This window comes from Kitasatospora phosalacinea, from assembly GCF_000716545.1.
Lineage (GTDB): Bacteria > Actinomycetota > Actinomycetes > Streptomycetales > Streptomycetaceae > Kitasatospora > Kitasatospora phosalacinea.
Genome location: NZ_JNWZ01000064.1, coordinates 1 through 17,602, shown reverse-complemented (window position 1 = coordinate 17,602; position 17,602 = coordinate 1). Strand labels below are relative to the sequence as shown.

The 17,602-nt window shown below is 74.5% G+C and carries 15 protein-coding genes and 1 riboswitch; of the genes, 4 read left to right on the top strand and 11 right to left on the bottom strand.

Features of this window, described 5'->3' with window-relative positions:
* Positions 1-240 precede the first annotated feature (240 nt).
* Entirely contained in the window at positions 241-1,872 is a 1,632-nt protein-coding gene (locus OO48_RS26740; protein ID WP_033220762.1) for a DNA repair helicase XPB, read from the top strand.
* An 8-nt stretch (positions 1,873-1,880) separates the two neighbouring features.
* On the opposite strand, the gene OO48_RS38575 is transcribed toward OO48_RS26740, so the two are convergent.
* Positions 1,881-2,045, bottom strand: a complete 165-nt coding sequence (locus OO48_RS38575) for a hypothetical protein (RefSeq protein ID WP_157845542.1) — start codon at positions 2,043-2,045, stop codon at positions 1,881-1,883.
* 348 nt (positions 2,046-2,393) lie between these two features.
* On the opposite strand from OO48_RS38575, the gene OO48_RS26735 reads away from it, so the two are divergent.
* Entirely contained in the window at positions 2,394-4,469 is a 2,076-nt protein-coding gene (locus tag OO48_RS26735; protein ID WP_033220760.1) for a HelD family protein, read from the top strand.
* A gap of 71 nt (positions 4,470-4,540) precedes the next feature.
* On the opposite strand, the gene OO48_RS26730 is transcribed toward OO48_RS26735, so the two are convergent.
* The 5 genes from OO48_RS26730 to OO48_RS26705 all read right to left on the bottom strand — a co-directional run bounded on the left by OO48_RS26730 (position 4,541) and on the right by OO48_RS26705 (position 10,224).
* Entirely contained in the window at positions 4,541-5,215 is a 675-nt protein-coding gene (locus OO48_RS26730; RefSeq protein WP_425338587.1) for a copper homeostasis protein CutC, read from the bottom strand.
* A gap of 114 nt (positions 5,216-5,329) precedes the next feature.
* Complete coding sequence (locus tag OO48_RS26725) at positions 5,330-6,310, bottom strand: hypothetical protein (protein WP_051732855.1); 981 nt, start codon at positions 6,308-6,310, stop codon at positions 5,330-5,332.
* Between the two features lie 73 nt (positions 6,311-6,383).
* The gene (locus OO48_RS26715; RefSeq protein ID WP_033220754.1) at positions 6,384-6,728 is read right to left on the bottom strand and encodes a PadR family transcriptional regulator; all 345 of its coding nucleotides are present in this window, start codon (positions 6,726-6,728) and stop codon (positions 6,384-6,386) included.
* Positions 6,729-6,823: 95 nt separating this feature from the next.
* Positions 6,824-9,526 carry an FtsX-like permease family protein gene (locus tag OO48_RS26710; RefSeq protein WP_033220752.1) on the bottom strand — a complete coding sequence of 901 codons (2,703 nt, stop codon included), beginning with the start codon at positions 9,524-9,526 and terminating at the stop codon, positions 6,824-6,826.
* Positions 9,523-10,224 carry an ABC transporter ATP-binding protein gene (locus OO48_RS26705; RefSeq protein WP_033220750.1) on the bottom strand — a complete coding sequence of 234 codons (702 nt, stop codon included), beginning with the start codon at positions 10,222-10,224 and terminating at the stop codon, positions 9,523-9,525. The genes OO48_RS26710 and OO48_RS26705 overlap by 4 nt, the downstream gene beginning before the upstream one ends.
* 156 nt (positions 10,225-10,380) lie before the next feature.
* On the opposite strand from OO48_RS26705, the gene OO48_RS26700 reads away from it, so the two are divergent.
* Positions 10,381-11,010, top strand: a complete 630-nt coding sequence (locus tag OO48_RS26700; protein WP_081952410.1) for an HD domain-containing protein — start codon at positions 10,381-10,383, stop codon at positions 11,008-11,010.
* Positions 11,011-11,218: 208 nt separating this feature from the next.
* Here the strand turns inward: OO48_RS26700 and OO48_RS26695 are convergent, their stop codons facing one another.
* From OO48_RS26695 to thrC, 5 genes are all read right to left on the bottom strand, one after another.
* Complete coding sequence (locus tag OO48_RS26695) at positions 11,219-11,578, bottom strand: hypothetical protein (protein ID WP_033220746.1); 360 nt, start codon at positions 11,576-11,578, stop codon at positions 11,219-11,221.
* 364 nt (positions 11,579-11,942) lie between these two features.
* Entirely contained in the window at positions 11,943-13,565 is a 1,623-nt protein-coding gene (groL, locus tag OO48_RS26690; RefSeq protein ID WP_033220744.1) for a chaperonin GroEL, read from the bottom strand.
* A 320-nt stretch (positions 13,566-13,885) separates the two neighbouring features.
* The gene (locus tag OO48_RS26685; protein ID WP_014137493.1) at positions 13,886-14,092 is read right to left on the bottom strand and encodes a cold-shock protein; all 207 of its coding nucleotides are present in this window, start codon (positions 14,090-14,092) and stop codon (positions 13,886-13,888) included.
* Positions 14,093-14,672: 580 nt separating this feature from the next.
* A complete protein-coding gene (locus tag OO48_RS26680; RefSeq protein WP_033220742.1) occupies positions 14,673-14,951 on the bottom strand; it encodes a MoaD/ThiS family protein in 279 nt (92 codons plus the stop codon).
* A 25-nt stretch (positions 14,952-14,976) separates the two neighbouring features.
* Positions 14,977-16,257: a threonine synthase gene (thrC, locus tag OO48_RS26675; protein ID WP_033220740.1), complete on the bottom strand. Its 1,281-nt coding sequence runs from the start codon at positions 16,255-16,257 to the stop codon at positions 14,977-14,979.
* A gap of 17 nt (positions 16,258-16,274) precedes the next feature.
* A riboswitch (SAM riboswitch) is annotated at positions 16,275-16,401 on the bottom strand.
* Between the two features lie 138 nt (positions 16,402-16,539).
* Here thrC and OO48_RS26670 point away from each other — a divergent pair.
* Positions 16,540-17,538, top strand: a complete 999-nt coding sequence (locus OO48_RS26670; RefSeq protein ID WP_033220734.1) for a glucosyl-3-phosphoglycerate synthase — start codon at positions 16,540-16,542, stop codon at positions 17,536-17,538.
* Positions 17,539-17,602 lie beyond the last annotated feature (64 nt).

Genomic DNA, 17,602 nt, shown 5'->3' with positions numbered 1-17,602 from the left:
CGCCACCGCCCGGCCCGAGGTCGAGCCGCTCGCCCCGGCGGGAGGACCGCCACAGGCGCCCCTCGGTGCCGCTCCGGCCCCTCGGGGCCGTTCCCCCGTGCCGTCGCCCCTCCCCCGGGTGCCCGTCCGGTCCGGACCGGTCACGGACGAGCCGCACGTCCCGGTTCAAGACCGCCGTCCTCGGCTCCCCCGCCGATGCGGCACACTGGAGGTTTGGCCCGCGGAAGGGGATGCACAGGCGTGGACGGACCGCTGATCGTGCAGAGCGACAAGACGCTGCTGTTGGAGATCGACCATCCGCTGGCGGCGGAGTGCCGGCGGGTGATCGCGCCGTTCGCCGAGCTCGAACGGGCGCCCGAGCACGTGCACACGTACCGGGTGACGCCGCTGGGGCTGTGGAACGCGCGGGCGGCCGGGCACGACGCGGAGCAGGTGGTGGACGCGCTGGTGAAGTACTCGCGCTACCCGGTGCCGCACGCCCTGCTGGTGGACGTCGCGGACACCATGGCGCGCTACGGGCGGCTGCAGCTGCAGAAGCACCCGGTGCACGGGCTGGTGCTGACCACCACCGACCGGCCGGTGCTGGAGGAGGTGCTGCGCTCGAAGAAGATCGCCCCGCTGGTGGGGTCCCGGGTCGACCCGGACACCGTGCTGGTGCACCCCTCGGAGCGCGGGCAGATCAAGCAGGTGCTGCTGAAGCTCGGCTGGCCGGCCGAGGACCACGCCGGGTACGTGGACGGCGAGGCGCACCCGATCGACCTGCGGGAGGACGGCTGGCAGCTGCGCCCGTACCAGCGGCACGCGGTGGACGGCTTCTGGCACGGCGGCTCCGGCGTGGTCGTGCTGCCCTGCGGCGCGGGCAAGACGCTGGTCGGCGCGGCGGCGATGGCGGAGGCCAAGTCGACCACGCTGATCCTGGTGACCAACACCGTCTCGGCCCGGCAGTGGAAGCACGAGCTGGTCAAGCGCACCTCGCTGACCGAGGACGAGATCGGCGAGTACAGCGGCACCCGCAAGGAGATCCGCCCGGTCACCATCGCCACCTACCAGGTGATGACGACCAAGCGGAAGGGCGTGTACGCGCACCTGGAGCTGTTCGACGCCCGCAACTGGGGCCTGGTGGTGTACGACGAGGTGCACCTGCTGCCCGCGCCGGTGTTCAAGTTCACCGCGGACCTGCAGGCCCGCCGCCGGCTCGGCCTGACCGCGACGCTGGTGCGCGAGGACGGCCGGGAGGGCGACGTGTTCTCGCTGATCGGCCCGAAGCGGTTCGACGCCCCGTGGAAGGAGATCGAGGCGCAGGGCTACATCGCGCCCGCCGACTGCTGCGAGGTGCGGGTGACGCTGACCGACTCCGAGCGGCTGGCGTACGCGACGGCCGAGCCGGAGGAGAAGTACCGGTTCTGCTCGACCACGGCGACCAAGCGCCGGGTGGTGGAGCGCCTGGTGAAGAAGCACGAGGGCGACCAGACCCTGGTGATCGGCCAGTACATCGACCAGCTGGACGAGCTGGGCGAGGTGCTGGACGCCCCGGTGATCAAGGGCGAGACCTCGAACGCGCAGCGGGAGAAGCTGTTCGAGGCGTTCCGGTCGAAGGAGATCGGCGTGCTGGTGGTCTCCAAGGTCGCGAACTTCTCGATCGACCTGCCGGAGGCCACCGTCGCGATCCAGGTGTCGGGCACCTTCGGCTCCCGCCAGGAGGAGGCCCAGCGGCTGGGCCGGGTGCTGCGCCCGAAGGCGGACGGGCACGCGGCGCACTTCTACTCGGTGGTCGCCCGGGACACCGTCGACCAGGACTTCGCGGCGCACCGCCAGCGCTTCCTGGCGGAGCAGGGCTACGCGTACCGGATCGTCGACGCGGACGACCTGTAGCGGTCGGTCTAGAGCTTGACGCCGTCGCGCCCGAGGAACAGGACGCGTGCGGCGGTGTCGAGCACGATGCCGACGTTGCGGACGGCGTTGGCCACCGGGTGGCGGCGGCGCGCCTCGGCCCGGTGGGCGCCGTGGACGCCGTCGGCCTGCGGGTTCACTCGTTCGGTCGTCATGTCTCCACGGTAGGTTCACAACCGGGGCGGCACATCAGCCGAAAGACCCGAGAGCGCGCTGGCGCGTCTCGTCCTCCGGGTGTACGGCTCCCCTACCCCGGAGGTGGGGGAACCCCCGGGGGGTGTGCCGGGGGTGCGCGGGGGGTGCGCCGGGAGGAGGGCCGGGAAAAGGATTCGCCCCCGCTCGGCACCGGGTCTAAGATCGTCCGTCTGCCCCTCCCGAACCGTGGTGCCAGCGCCGTCGGCAGCCGTGGGAGTGCCGGCCGCTCGGGAACCGGCCGGTGTCCTTTCACCGTGAGCCCAGACGAGTCCGCCGCCCCCTGTGCCGGGCGGCCGGGAAGGTCCGCCGTGCACTCCCCCGCCCCCGCCCCCACCGACGCGCCCGCCGCCGACACCGGTCCGCTCGGCCGCGAACGCTCCCACCTGGCCGCCTCCAGGGCCGCGCTGAAGGCGATGCGCGAGGACGTCGAGGCGCTCGACCTGCGTGACGTGGCCGGCACCTGGGTCTCCGCCCAGGTGCTGCAGAAGCAGATCGACGAGCGGATCAAGGCCCTCGCCGACCTCACGCACACCCCGCTGTTCTTCGGCCGCCTCGACTACCTGCACGCGATCAGCGAGGCCGAGTCCGAGGGCAGCGGCGGCGAGCGCTTCTACATCGGCCGCCGGCACGTGCACGACGCGGACGGCGACCCGATGGTGATCGACTGGCGCGCCCCGGTCTCCCAGCCGTTCTACCGGGCCAGCCGCACCGAGCCGATGGACGTCGCCAAGCGCCGCCGCTTCGGCTACACCGGCGGCGAGCTGACCGCCTACGAGGACGAGAACCTCTCCGACCCGGACGAGGCCGACACCCGCTCCGCGCTGCTCGCCGCCGAGATCGAGAAGCCCCGCGTCGGCCCGATGCGCGACATCGTCGCCACCATCCAGCCCGAGCAGGACGAGATCGTCCGCGCCGACGTCACCGGCACCATCTGCGTCCAGGGCGCCCCCGGCACCGGGAAGACCGCCGTCGGCCTGCACCGCGTCGCCTACCTGCTGTACGCGCACCGCGAGCGCCTGGCCCGCACCGGCACCCTGGTGGTCGGCCCGAACCGCTCCTTCCTCCAGTACATCGAGCAGGTGCTCCCCGCCCTGGGCGAGCTGGACGTCGCCCAGGCCACCGTGCAGGAACTCGTCGGCCACGTCGAGATCCGCGGCACCGACAGCGCCGAGACCGCCCGGATCAAGGGCGACGCCCGGATGGCCCGCGTGCTGCGCAACGCCGTGCGGGCCGGGATCACCCTGCCCACCGAGCCCTGCGTGGTCGTCCGCGGCTCCCGCCGCTGGCGGGTGCCCGCGTACGAACTCGAAGAGATCGTACGGGAGTTGATGGACCGCGAGATCCGCTACGGGGCCGCCATGGAGGCCCTGCCGCAGCGGATCGCGCACGCCGTCCTGGTCAAGATGGAGCAGGGCGGCGAGGCCCCCGACGACCGGGTGCAGGACGCCGTCGCCCGCAACGCCGCGGTCAAGGCCACCGTGAAGGCGTGCTGGCCCGCCGTCGACCCGGTCAAGCTGGTGCACCGGCTGCTCGGCGACGCCGGGTTCCTGGCCGCCGCCGCGGACGGCGTCCTCGACGCCGAGGAGCAGGCCGCCCTGCTGTGGGCCAAGCCGCCGCGCAGCGCCCGCACCGCGCCCTGGTCCGCCGCCGACGCCGTCCTGATCGACGAGGCCGCCGACCTGGTGCACCGCACCCCCTCGCTCGGCCACGTGGTCGTCGACGAGGCCCAGGACCTCTCCCCCATGCAGTACCGGGCGGTCGGCCGCCGCTGCACCACCGGCTCCGCGACCGTCCTCGGCGACCTCGCCCAGGGCACCACCCCGTGGGCCACCGGCAGCTGGCAGGAGGCCCTGCACCACCTCGGCAAGGACGGCGCGCACGTCGAGGAGCTCACCCAGGGCTTCCGCGTCCCCGGCGAGGTCATCGCCTACGCCTCCCGGCTGCTGCCCGCGATCGCCCCCGGCCTGGCCCCCGCCACCTCCGTCCGCGACCTGCCCGGCTCGCTCGTCCTGCGGCACGTCCCCGACGGCCTCGACGCCGCCGTGCCGGACGCCTGCCGCGAGGCGCTGCGGCACGAGGGCTCGGTCGGCCTGATCGCGGCGGACGCCAGGATCCCGGCCCTCGCCGCGGCGCTCACCGCCGCGGGGCTGCCCCACCTCGCCCCCGGCACCGAGACCACCGCCGAATCCCGGCTCACCCTCGTCCCGGCCTCGCTCGCCAAGGGCCTCGAGTACGACCACGTGGTCCTCGACGAACCCGCCGCGATCGTCGCGGGCGAGCCCGACCACCGCACCGGCCTGCGCCGCCTGTACGTGTCGCTGACCCGCGCGGTCTCCGGCCTGACGGTGCTGCACGCGCGGCCGCTGCCGGCCGAACTGGCGTAGCGGTCAGGGGCGCGGGAAGGGCCGCCGCGCCGGACGCCGCGAAGCCGGGGGCGCGCTTCCGGTCGGTCGGTTCAGGTGCCGATGAGCTCGCGCCACTCGGCGACCTTCGCCGGGTCGACCGCGCCCGCCCAGCCGCCCTCGCGGACCGCGCCGCCGATGTGGAAGGCGTCGAAGCCGGCGGCGCGGAGTTCGGGGACGTGTTCGGCGCGCAGGCCGCCGCCGACCAGGATCCGCTGGCGGTAGCCGGGCTCGCCGGACTTGGCGAGTTCGCCGAGCAGGACCTCGCGGCCGGCGTCGACGCCGGCGGCCGCGCCGGAGGTGAGGAAGGTGTCGAGGCCGGGGAGGTCGGCGACGGCGGCGCGGACCTCTGAGCGGTCGGCGCTGTGGTCGATGGCGCGGTGGAAGGTCCAGCGGCAGCCGGAGACGGCCTCGGCGACGGCCCGGGTCGCGGTGAGGTCGACCGCGCCCTCGGGGGTGAGGAAGCCGAGCACGAACTCCTCGGCGCCCTCGGCCCGCAGCGCCGCGGCGCGGGCGAGCAGGTCGTCGAGGTCGCCGGGGGTGAAGCCGTCGCGGATGCGGAGCATGACCCGCAGCGGGATGCCGACGGCGGCGCGGATCGCGGCGAAGTCCCTGGTGGCGGGGGTGAGCCCGTCGGCGGACATGTCGGTGACCAGTTCGAGGCGGTCGGCGCCGCCCGACTCGGCGGCCCGGGCGTCCTGGGGGGTCAGCGCGATGACTTCGAACATTGGTCTAGACATATCCGATAGCCTGCCACATCGGCAGGCCCCGGGCGAGCCCCCGCCGCCGTTCGGCCGCGCCTCCTCCTCCGTTCGCGTTCCGTTCGCGTCCCGTTCGTCCTGCTAGGGGGTTTTCACCTTCCCCTCCTGACGGCCCGACAGCACCCGACCGGCCAGCAGCAGCGTCCCCGCGCCGACCGCCAGCGCGGGCGCCAGCCGCCACACGCCGCCGACCTGCTCCCAGAGGCTGAACAGGCTGAACCAGGCGGTCAGCGGCAGGACGGCCAGACCGAGCGCCGCGGGCAGCAGCCGCTCGCGGGCGGCGCAGAGCATCAGCAGCAGCGGGGCGAGCAGGAGCAGCAGCGGCGTCCAACCGTCCATCAGGTGCCAGGTGTCGTAGCCCCCCTGGGCCTTCGTCACCAGCAGGCCGGCGGCCGCACCGGTCAGGACCGGCAGCCGCCGGGGCCGTTCCAGCAGGTCGGCGGGGGCGGCGAGGATTAGCGCGCCCGCGGCGAGGTAGGGCAGCAGGGCGGTGGCGTCCAGGAGCAGCAGCCAGACGTTGGGCTCGGTGAGCCAGGGGCCCCCGGGCCGGACGTTGGCGGTGGCCAGGCGGACCCCGAGCCGGACGACGGCGAGCAGCACGACCGTCCCGGCCAGCGTCCGCACCGCCCGCCAGGCGCCGAACGCCGCCGCGACGGCCAGCAGCGCGGGGACGACGGTCAGGCCGAGCAGGGCGAGGTTGTCCGGCAGCGCGGTCCACGGGGCGTCGAACCCGGCCCGGGCGGCGGCGCGCACCCGCCAGAAGCGCACGTCGCCGGGGAGCGCGACCAGCCCGGCCGTGGCGCCGGCCAGCAGCGGCGCGGCGGCGGCGAGCAGCCGGCCGCCGAGCGCGGTGGAGGTGAGCCCGGTGCGCAGCCGCAGGCCGTACGCGGCGAGGTCGAGCGCTTCGCGGGCGGTGCCGAGGCGACCGGCCCCGGCGGTGGTGTCGGCGAACACCTCGGCGAGTTCGGCGCCCCGGTCGCGGCGGTAGCGGGCCGGGTAGAGCGCGAGGACGGCGCGCAGCGCGACGCCGGTCCGGTGCCCGCCGGGGGTGACGGCGCTCATGCGCCCACCTCGCTGACGCTCGGCGAGCGCTTCGCGCACGCGCACCTGCCCTCGGTGAGCTCACTCCGTCCGCTCATGCGGTGGCCCCCCGGGGCACGGGGGCGCCGCCGAGGCGGCGCTGGGCCTCGGCGGCGACCGAGCGCAGGCGTTCGGCCTCGACGGCGAGCAGGTCGCGCCCGCCGCCGGTGAGGGCGTACGTGCGGCGGGCCCGGCCGTCGACGATCTCCTCGGCGGCGACCTCGATCAGGCCCTGCTGGAGCAGCCGGTCGAGCGCGCCGTACAGGGTGCCGGTGCGCATCTTCACCCGCCCCCCGGAGATCGCGTCGATCTCCTGGATCAGCGCGTACCCGTGCCGGGGGGCGTCCGCGAGGGCGGTGAGCAGCAGCAGGGTGGGCTCCTGCATGGCGCGTTCTGTCATGCGACTACATATATCGTCGACCGTCCTATCTGCGCCACCCCCCGGCCCCCCGACCGGCACCCGGCCGGCCCCCGGCCGGGACGGGCGGCCCGGGGCTACCGCCGGTCGAGCCCGGCGAGGTCGTCCCGGCGCAGCGCCCCGAGCAGCCCGGCCAGCAGCGGCAGGGCCAGCGCGAGCAGCGCGACGGTCGCCCAGGGCACGTCGGCGAGGCTCACCGCGGGCCCGCCCACCACCCCGGCGGCCCGGGAGCGCAGCAGGGCGAAGGCCGGGACGAGGCCGCTGACGGTGCCCAGCAGCGCGCCGAGCAGGGCGATCAGGCCGGCCTGCAGTCCGGCGACGGTGCGCCGGGTGCGCGGGCGGGCGCCGATCGCCGAGAGCAGGGCGCGCTCGCGGCGGGCGTCGGCGGCGGCCAGCGCGGTGGAGACCACGGCCGCGCCGAGCACCACCAGCGCGGCGAAGCCGCCGAGCGCGACCCGCACCGTGCTGTCCTCCGGGACGAAGCCGCGCTCCACCCGGAACTCGGCGTGCGGGGCGAGCCGGGCGACGGTGGCGGCGGCGCGCTGCTCGGCCCGCGCGCCGACCGGCGCGGACGGCAGCCAGACCGCCCCGGCGGGCTCGGCCTCCAGGCCCAGCCGGCGGACCGTGTCGGGGGCGACCACCAGCGGCGCGTAGCGCTGCCCGGCCGGGCGCTCGACCAGCACCGCGTCCACCCGCAACTCCCTGACCTCGCCGGCGTTGCCCTGCATCCGCAGCACGGCCTGCCCGTCGTGCAGGTAGGACGGGTCGGTGACCACGGCCTTGCCGCCGAGCAGCGCCTCCTCCGCGCGCCGGTCGTGCAGCGCCAGCAGGTTGTGCAGCACCGGGGCGTCCCCGACCACGGCCTCGGAGGTGGCGGTCTCCCCGTAGCGCGGCCCGCCCTCGGCGTAGACCGCGCCCCAGCAGCCCGTGCAGAACACGTACCGGGCCTGGTAGAGGTCGGCGCGCTCGCCGAGGTCCGGCAGGTCCTGCGACAGGGCGGCGCGCAGCTGCGGCAGCGTGTTCCCGTCGCCGTGCACGGTGAGCCGGACGGCACCGGCGGGCTGCTCCAGCCGGTAGGCGGCCCGGTCCTGGACCTCCGCGCCGGTGGAGTGCACGCCGACCGCGACGGCGCCGGCCACCGCGGCGAGCACGGCGGCCACCGCGGGCGCGGTGCGCGAGCGGTGCCGGGCGGCGTCGCGCAGCGCCAGCCGGGGGCCGACCGGCAGCCGGCGGGCGAGCCGGCCGAGCAGGGCCAGCAGCAGCGGGGTGAACAGCAGCAGCCCGAGTTCGGCGAGCACCGCGCCGCCCAGCACGGACAGCGTGCGCACGCTCAGCCCGGCCAGCACCGGCGGGCCCGCGACCGGCCCGGCCACCGCGCCGTACAGCGCCAGCGCGGCGCCCAGCAGGACGGCGGCCAGGCCGAGCAGCGGGGTGCGGCGGGAGGCCCGGCGCACCGGGTCGCGGTCGGTGAGCCCGGCCAGCACCTCGCGGCGGCCGGCCTGCAGCGCGGGCAGCAGGGCGGCCAGGACGGCGGTGGCGACGCCGACGGCGGCGATGGCCAGCAGTTCGGCCGGGCGCAGCGCCAGCTGTCCGAACCGGCTGCCGCCCCACTCCTCGATCCACGGGCGCAGCGCGGCCACCAGTCCGGTGCCGAGCAGGGCGCCGAGCGCGGCGCCGACGGTGCCGAGCACCAGGCCGCCGCCGAGCACCACGGCCCGCACGTGCCCGGGCCGGCCGCCGGCCGCGCCGAGCAGGGCGAGTTGGCGGCGGGAGCGGCGGGCGCCGACCGCGAAGGCCGGTCCGGCCAGCAGGGCGACCTCCAGCAGGGCCATCGCGGCGGTGGTGGCGGCGGTCATCAGGGCGCGTTCGCGTTCGTCCGCGGCGCCGACGGCCTCCTGCCGCTCCAGCGCCTCGGCGGGCGGGTGGGCGGCGATCCGGCGTCCGGCCAGGGTGTAGCCGTACGCGTTGAGCTGCCGCACCCGCGACCAGTCGAGCGTCGCGCCGGCGGGCAGGGTGACCAGCCAGGCGGCCTTGCGGGCGGCGGCCTGTTCGGCGGACGGGGTCTGCGGGGCGAATCCGGCGGCGGCCTGCGCGTCGTCCAGCTGCCGGTACAACTCGCCCGGGCGGGCGACGAGTTCGACGGCGTTCAGGTCCGCGGGGTGCTCGACGGTGCCGGTCAGGGTGAACGGTGCGGACTCCAGGCCGCGGACGGTGACGGTGTCGCCGATCCGCAGCCCGGTGGCGGTCAGGAAGGCCCGGGTGGCGGCGGCCTCGCGCGGGGCGGCGGGGGCGCGGCCGGCCACCAGGTCGATCCGGCCCCGCCAGAGGCCGCCGGTCAGGTCGGCCTCGAAGGTGTCGGCGGGGGCCAGCCCGTCGGCGGTCCGCACGGTGGCGACCGGGCCGGTGCGGGCCGGGGTCAGGACGCTGCCGGGCGGCAGCAACTCGCCCAGCAGGGCGGTCGGTTCGGTGTCGGCGGCGCGCCGCTGTTCGGCGCTCGGCCCGGCGCCGGGGCGCTGCGGCAGGGTGCGGACGCCGTCGGCGGGGAAGACCGCCTGCTCGATCGTCCGGCCCGGGTCGTACGCGCCGACCAGGGCGTCGGCCCGGCCCATCAGCCGGTCGGCGCGCTGCTCGGCGGTCAGTTGGCCGCTGCGGTGCACCACGTCGACGCCGGTCGCGCCGAGTACCGGCAGCGCGATCATCGCGGCGACCAGGGCGCTGCGGCCCTTGGCCCGCCAGGCGTCGCGGCGCGCGATCCGCAGCACCGCCCGCAGGGCGCTCACCGGCGCACCGCCTCTTCGGCGATCCGGCCGTCGCGCAGGAAGACCACCCGGTCCGCCCAGGAGGCGTGGGAGGCGTCGTGGGTGACCATCATGACGGCCGCCCCGGCGTCGCAGCGGGCCCGCAGCACCTCCAGCACCGCCTCGCCGGTGGCCGAGTCCAGCGCCCCGGTGGGCTCGTCGGCCAGCACCAGTCGGCGCTGCCCGGACAGCGCCCGGCCGATCGCGACGCGCTGCTGCTGGCCGCCCGACATGTCCTCCGGGAAGCGGTCGGCGAGTTCGCCGATGCCCAGTTCCGCCAGCACGGCCAGCGCCTCGGCGCGGGCGGTGCGGGCCGGGACGCCCTCCAGTTCGCGGGGCAGCGCGATGTTCTCGGCCGCGGTCAGGGCCGGGAGCAGGTTGTACGACTGGAACACGTAGCCCACCGAGCGGCGGCGCACGTCGGCCAGCCGGGCCCGGCTCAGCCCCTCCAGCGGGGCGCCCTCCACCAGCACCCGCCCGGTGGAGGGCCGGTCCAGGCCGCCGGCCAGCGCCAGCAGGGTGGACTTGCCCGAACCGGACGGGCCCATCACCGCCAGGAACTCCCCGGCCCGCACCTCCAGGTCGATCGGGTGCAGCGCGTGCACCTCGGCCGCGCCCCGGCCGTGCACCCGGCCGACCCCCTCCAGGCGCAGTACGGCCTGCGCGTTCGATCCGGTCATGGCTCCCCCTCGGAACAGCGGAACGTCTTGCATACCGAGTATGTATAGCCGCCGGACGTCAACTACTCAAGTGTGCGTCATAAGTCGGCGAACTACATATAGGCTGGATCACACCGCCCCGCGTCCGCGTCGCACCCGAGGAGCAGAATGAGCGTCATGACCGCACCGCTGTCCGCTCGCTGGCACGACCTGCTCACCCGCTGCGGCGCCACCGCCGACCCCGAGCCCTACGCCCGCGACCTGCTCGCCCGCTGGGCCGAGCCGCAGCGCCACTACCACACCGCCTCCCACCTGGCGGCCGTCCTCGACCGCGTCGACGAACTCGCCGCCCACGCCGACGACCCCGACGCCGTCCGGCTCGCCGCCTGGTTCCACGACGCGGTCTACCGCCCCGACCGCTCCGAGAACGAGGAGCGCAGCGCCGCCCTCGCCTGCCGCGCCCTGCGCGAGGCCGGCCTGCCCGAACCGCTGGTCCACGAGGTCGACCGCCTGGTCCGGCTCACCGTCGACCACCACCCCGCCCCCGGCGACCGCAACGGCGAAGTCCTCTGCGACGCCGACCTCGCCGTCCTCGGCGGCCCGCCCGAGGCGTACGACGCCTACAGCGCCGCCGTCCGCGAGGAGTACTCCTTCGTCCCGCCGGACGCCTTCCGCACGGGCCGCGCCACCGTCCTGCGCAGACTCCTCGCCCTGCCCGCCCTCTACCGCACCCCCGAGGCGCACGCCCGCTACGACGCCCGGGCCCGCGCGAACATGCACCGCGAACTGGCCGCCCTGGGAGGCTGAACTCCGCTAGGCCCTCTCTTTCGGACCTTGCCGGGCGCGCGGCGCCGCGCGCTGATCCGACAAGATCCGAAAGAGAGGACCCGGCCCGCCCGCGCCTCGCGCACCCGCGGCCCCGCCGCGAAGGGGCGCGGTCCGTCCGGCGACACGTCACCGACCAGGGGCGACCGCCACGTGCCGCGCCCCGGCCGGTTCGGAGGGCCGATCAGGATCACGCGAGGCCGCCGACCGGCGCGACCACGACCCCGTGCTTGCCGCACACCCAGTGCGGGTCCGGCCCGAGTTCGGGCTCGACCCCGAGCGCGTGCGGGTCGTCCTCCTCGTCCGCGCAGGCGGTGCACAGCGGCCAGCGCCCGTACGACTCCAGCAGCGCGTCCTGGACGTCCTGCGCGACCAGGCCGAGCACGAACTCGCGCCCGTCGGGCCACTGTTCGAGCCACCAGCGGCGGTGGGTGACGGCGTCCTCGACCAGCGAGACGATCGCCGCGTCGGCGACGTCGCGGGCGGTGAGGTCGGCGAGGATCAGCGCCCGCGCGTTGTGCAGGGCGGCTTCGATGTCGGAACTGGCCATCCGCCCATTGTCCCGCACCCCGCTACGGCAGCGGGAGGCCCGTCGTGCCGGGCGATCCGCACTCCCGCCGTCCGGAGGACCCCCGGGTCGTCCGGCAGGTGCCGGTCAGCGCGCGGCCGGCCGGCACGGCGGTCGCGTTCCGGTCCGTGTCCGGCGGCGGCACCACCTGGATCCGGCCCCCCTCTTCCCCGTGCCGCCGTTCGCCCCGGGGCGGTCGGGCCCCGAACCGCCGGAGCCGTCCACGGCCCCGGCGTCCCACGGAGGGGCGGCCCGGGCGAGAACGCCGTGAGGGCGGCCTCCCGAAGGAGGCCGCCCTCACGGCGTGAGACTGACCGATCCGGGCCGGTGGGAACCGGCGGGCGGATCAGAAGTCCATGTCACCGCCCGGCATGCCGCCGCCGGCGGCCGCGGCGGCCTTCTCCGGCTTGTCGGCGATGACGGCCTCGGTGGTGAGGAACAGCGCCGCGATGGAGGCGGCGTTCTGCAGCGCGGAGCGGGTGACCTTGGCCGGGTCGATGATGCCGGAGGCGATCAGGTCGACGTACTCGTTGGTCGCGGCGTTCAGGCCGTGGCCGGAGGGCAGGTTGCGGACCTTCTCGACCACGACGCCGCCCTCGAGGCCGGCGTTGGTCGCGATCTGCTTGATCGGGGCCTCCAGGGCCACGCGGACGATGTTGGCACCGGTGGCCTCGTCGCCCTCCAGCTCCAGCTTCTCGAACGCGACACCGGCCTGCAGCAGGGCGACGCCACCACCGGCGACGATGCCCTCCTCGACGGCGGCCTTGGCGTTGCGCACCGCGTCCTCGATGCGGTGCTTGCGCTCCTTGAGCTCGACCTCGGTGGCCGCGCCGGCCTTGATGACGGCCACGCCGCCGGCCAGCTTGGCGAGGCGCTCCTGGAGCTTCTCGCGGTCGTAGTCCGAGTCGGAGTTCTCGATCTCGGCGCGGATCTGGTTGACCCGGCCGGCGACCTGGTCGCTGTCGCCGCCGCCGTCGACGATGGTGGTCTCGTCCTTGGTGATGACGACCTTGCGGGCGGTGCCCAGCAGGTCCAGGCCGGCGTTCTCCAGCTTGAGGCCGACCTCCTCGGAGATCACGGTGCCGCCGGTCAGGATGGCGATGTCGCCGAGCATGGCCTTGCGGCGGTCGCCGAAGCCCGGGGCCTTGACGGCGACGGACTTGAAGGTGCCGCGGATCTTGTTCACGACCAGGGTCGAGAGGGCCTCGCCCTCCACGTCCTCGGCGATGATGACGAGCGGCTTGCCGCTCTGCATGACCTTCTCCAGCAGCGGGAGGAGGTCCTTGACCGAGGAGATCTTGGAGTTGGCGATGAGGATGTACGGGTCCTCGAAGCTCGTCTCCATGCGCTCCAGGTCGGTGGCGAAGTAGGCGGAGATGTAGCCCTTGTCGAAGCGCATGCCCTCGGTGAGCTCGAGCTCCAGGCCGAAGGTGTTGCTCTCCTCGACGGTGATGACGCCTTCCTTGCCGACCTTGTCCATGGCCTCGGCGATGAGCTCGCCGATCTGGGTGTCGGCGGCCGAGATGGAGGCGGTGGAGGCGATCTGCTCCTTGGTCTCCACGTCCTTGGCCTGGGCCAGCAGCTGGTCGGAGACGGCGGCGACGGCCTTCTCGATGCCGCGCTTGAGGGCCATCGGGTTGGCGCCGGCGGCGACGTTGCGCAGACCCTCGCGGACGAGCGCCTGGGCCAGCACGGTGGCGGTGGTGGTGCCGTCACCCGCGACGTCGTCGGTCTTCTTGGCGACCTCCTTGACCAGCTCGGCGCCGATCTTCTCGTACGGGTCCTCGAGCTCGATCTCCTTGGCGATGGAGACACCGTCGTTGGTGATCGTGGGGGCGCCCCACTTCTTCTCCAGGACGACGTTGCGACCCTTGGGGCCGAGCGTGACCTTCACGGCGTCGGCAAGCTGGTTCATGCCACGCTCAAGGCCGCGGCGGGCTTCCTCGTCAAAGGCGATGATCTTGGCCATCAGAAGTGGTCCTCCGGGACACGGTCGACTGCTCGGACCAAGGGGTGCCCGCGACGGACGGCCCAGGAGAGCGGGGGTCCCTTCCCCTACCGCTTCCGGGGCCTCACCGGCCCGGTCCGTTTGTCACTCTCACGCTGTGAGTGCTAACGCCAATGATTAGCACTCTGGGGTGGCGAGTGCAAGCCCATTGGGGTGCCGGCGGCGACCCGGGGAACGGCCGCCCGGGGAGCGACCGGCCGGGAGAACCGACAGGCCCGCCCCGGACGCCGTCGCGTCGGGGCGGGCCTGGCCCGTGCGGTTGTGCGCGGTCAGTCGGTGCCTCAGGCGCCGGCGGCGCGGACCATGTCGGCCTGCGGACCCTTCTGACCCTGCGAGATCTCGAACTCGACCCGCTGGCCCTCTTCCAGGGTGCGGTAGCCGTCCATCTGGATCGCGCTGTAGTGGACGAACACGTCCGCTCCACCGTCGACCGCGATGAAGCCGTAGCCCTTCTCGGCGTTGAACCACTTGACGGTGCCCTGAGCCATTCCGAACTCCCCTTGTGCTGTGCTGGCCCTTCAGAGATCCGCGGGACGCGGACCCGGAGGTCTGGAAGGCCGGCCTGGGGTCTCCCCCCCGTACGGCGCAGCCTCTGTCGCGGCTGAATGTATCCGGATATGCGCCCTGCGCAACAGGCCCAATTTCCGGGGAAAGTCCGGACGGGCCAAGGGATATGACGGGGCGAAAGGCGCAGCGCCCGACAATTGCCACCGGACATAACGGACGGGATACCGCAAAACGCCGTAACAATTCTGACGGCGGCCTGACAGAACGGGCGGCCGCGGGGGGAGACGTACGGCGGGCTGTCCGGCGCTTGTCTCAGCGCGCGGGACGGAACGGGGTCCTGCACGGGCGGGGCGCGGTGCGGAAAGCGAGGATTGAACCGGGCCGTGGAGGGGAACGGCCTCGACCGGCACTCTACTCCCCGGCCTCCGGCGGAATTGCGGCACCCCGTCCGGCGGGAAAACCGCAGGTGCGCGGGGCATTGGGCCGAGTACGCGCGAAACCGCCGTCCGGTCCGGAAAATTGAATTCCGAACCAAACGGCGGTCGCGGTAATGCGGGGCGGTCAGCAGCCGCCGGCCACCGCCGGAATGATCGACACCGAGGCGCCGTCCTTGATCTCGGTCTCCAGGCCGTCGGCGAAGCGCACGTCGTCGTCGTTCACGTACACGTTGACGAAGCGGCGCAGCTTGCCGGTGTCGTCCAGCAGCCGGGCGGCGATGCCGGCGTGGTTCGCCTCCAGGTCCGCGATGACGGCGGAGAGGGTGGCGCCCTCGGCGGTCACCTCGGCGGCGCCGCCGGTGTAGGTGCGCAGGATGGTCGGGATGCGGACGGTGGCGCTCATGCGGTGCTCCTCGGGCGTGGGGGTGTCAGGCGGTGGCGAGGCCGGCGGCGCGGAAGGACTCCAGCGTCGGGCGGATCACGGCGGTCATGCCGGCGTCGGCGACCGCGTCGAGGGTCTTGAGGCCGTCACCGGTGTTGATCGCGACGGTCTCCTTGGACGGGTCGAGCAGGCCGTTCTCGACCAGCTTCTTCAGCACGCCCACGGTGACGCCGCCCGCGGTCTCGGCGAAGATGCCCTCGGTGCGGGCGAGCAGCTTGATCGCCTCGACCACCTCGGCGTCGGTGACGTCCTCCACCGCACCGCCGGTGCGGCGGGCGATGTCCAGCACGTACGGGCCGTCGGCCGGGTTGCCGATCGCCAGCGACTTGGCGATGGTGTCCGGCTTGACCGGCTTGATCACGTCGCGGCCGGCCTTGAAGGCGGCGGAGACCGGGGAGCAGCCCTCGGCCTGGGCGCCGAAGATCTTGTACGGCTTGTCCTCGACCAGGCCGAGCTTGATCAGCTCCTGCAGGCCCTTGTCGATCTTGGTGAGCTGGGAGCCGGAGGCGATCGGGATGACGATCTGGTCGGGCAGCCGCCAACCGAGCTGCTCGCAGATCTCGAACGCCAGGGTCTTGGAGCCCTCGCCGTAGTACGGGCGCAGGTTGACGTTCACGAAGCCCCAGCCCTCGCCGGCCGGGTCGCCGATCAGCTCGGAGCAGAAGCGGTTCACGTCGTCGTAGTTGCCGTCGATGCCGACCAGCTCGCCGCCGTACACCCCGGCCATCACGACCTTGCCCTGCTCCAGGTCGTGCGGGATGAACACGCAGGACTTGAAGCCGGCCCGGGCGGCCGCGGCGCCCACCGCGCCGGCCAGGTTGCCGGTGGAGGAACAGGACAGCGTGGTGAACTCGAAGGCGCGGGCGGCCTCGATCGCGCAGGCCACCACCCGGTCCTTGAAGGAGTGGGTCGGGTTGCCCGAGTCGTCCTTGATGTGCAGCTGCGCGGTGAAGCCCAGCTCGCGGCCCAGGTTGTCGGCCTTGACCAGCGGGGTCCAGCCCGGGTTCAGGTTCGGCTTGCCGGCCACGTCGGCCGGGACGGGCAGCAGCGGGGCGTAGCGCCAGATCGACGCCGGTCCGGCCTCGATCCGCTTGCGCAGCTCCTCGGCGTCGTAGCCCGAGTAGTCGTAGGCGATCTCCAGCGGACCGAAGCACTCGAGACAGGCGAAGTCCGGACCGAGCGGGGAGCGCGCACCGCACTCGCGACAGGACAGCGCGGTCGCGGGACCGAGGTCGACGGTGGTGGGTGCGGCGGTGTCAACAGCCATGGTGGCGAGGCCCTTTCTCCTCATCTTCCCCGGATCGCGGTCGCGCCGGGACGGAATTGGCACCTGTCCCGCCGGGCCTGCTGGCCGCGCGGGAGGGTTGCCGGGACTTCAACGGGCCGTTCCCTCAGTCCCTCTGGATGAGCTCTGTGAAGTTGTGGTCGTACGCTGCGAGCGACCCCCGCGTGCGAAGGCACGGTCGCAGTACGAAGACTGTATCCGAAGGCCCGGGCGGAGAGACCCCCGCGTCCGACACCCGAGACGAACCGAGACAGGGAGCGAGACTTGCCGGAGCAGCCCGAGCCCGGGGTAGTGCCGGAGGTGGCCGACTGGCTGCGCCGCCGTTCGTGGACGGCCGCCGACCGGCCGCTCGACCTGCTGCTGGCGGCCAAACGCGCGGCCGGTCCGGCCGGCACCGTCAGCGTGGTGCTGCCCGCCCTGGACGAGGAGACCACCGTCGGCGAGATCGTCACCGCGATCCGCACCGAGCTGGTCGAACGCGTCCCGCTGGTGGACGAACTGGTGGTGGTCGACTCCGGCTCGCAGGACGGCACCGCCGCCGCCGCGGCCGCCGCCGGCGCCCGGGTGGTGCACCGGGACGCGATCCTGCCCCGGCTGCCCGCCGAACCCGGCAAGGGCGAGGTGCTGTGGCGCTCGCTGCTCGCCACCAGCGGCGCGATCGTCTGCTTCGTCGACGCCGACCTGCGCGAGTTCGACCCGGCGTTCGTCTCCGGCATCATCGGCCCGCTGCTCACCGACCCGGCCCTGCAACTGGTCAAGGCCATGTACGACCGCCCCTTCGAGGCCGAGGGCACCGTCGTCCCGGCCGGCGGCGGCCGGGTCACCGAACTGGTCGCCCGCCCGCTGCTCAACCTGCACTGGCCGCAGCTGGCCGGCTTCGTCCAGCCCCTCGGCGGCGAGTACGCGGCCCGCCGCGGCCTGCTGGAACGGCTGCCCTTCCCGACCGGCTACGGGGTCGAGCTGGGCCTGCTGGTCGACGCCCTGGAACTGGCCGGGCTGGACGCGCTGGCCCAGGTCGACGTCGGCGTGCGGCACCACCGGCACCAGGACGGCCAGGCCCTCGGCCGGATGGCCGCCACCATCTACCGCACCGCCCTGGAGCGCCTGGACCGCGCCCACCGCCTCAAGGCCGACCCCGACCTGGTCCGCCCGCTGCTCACCCAGTACACCCGCACCCCCGACGGCTTCGCCCCCCGCACCCACCCCGTCCCCGCCACCGAACGCCCCCCGATGGCCACCGTCCCCGAGTACCGCGACCGCTGACCCCCGGCCGCGCCGACACCCCGCACCTGTCTCTTATACACATCTCCGAGCCCACGAGACCGTA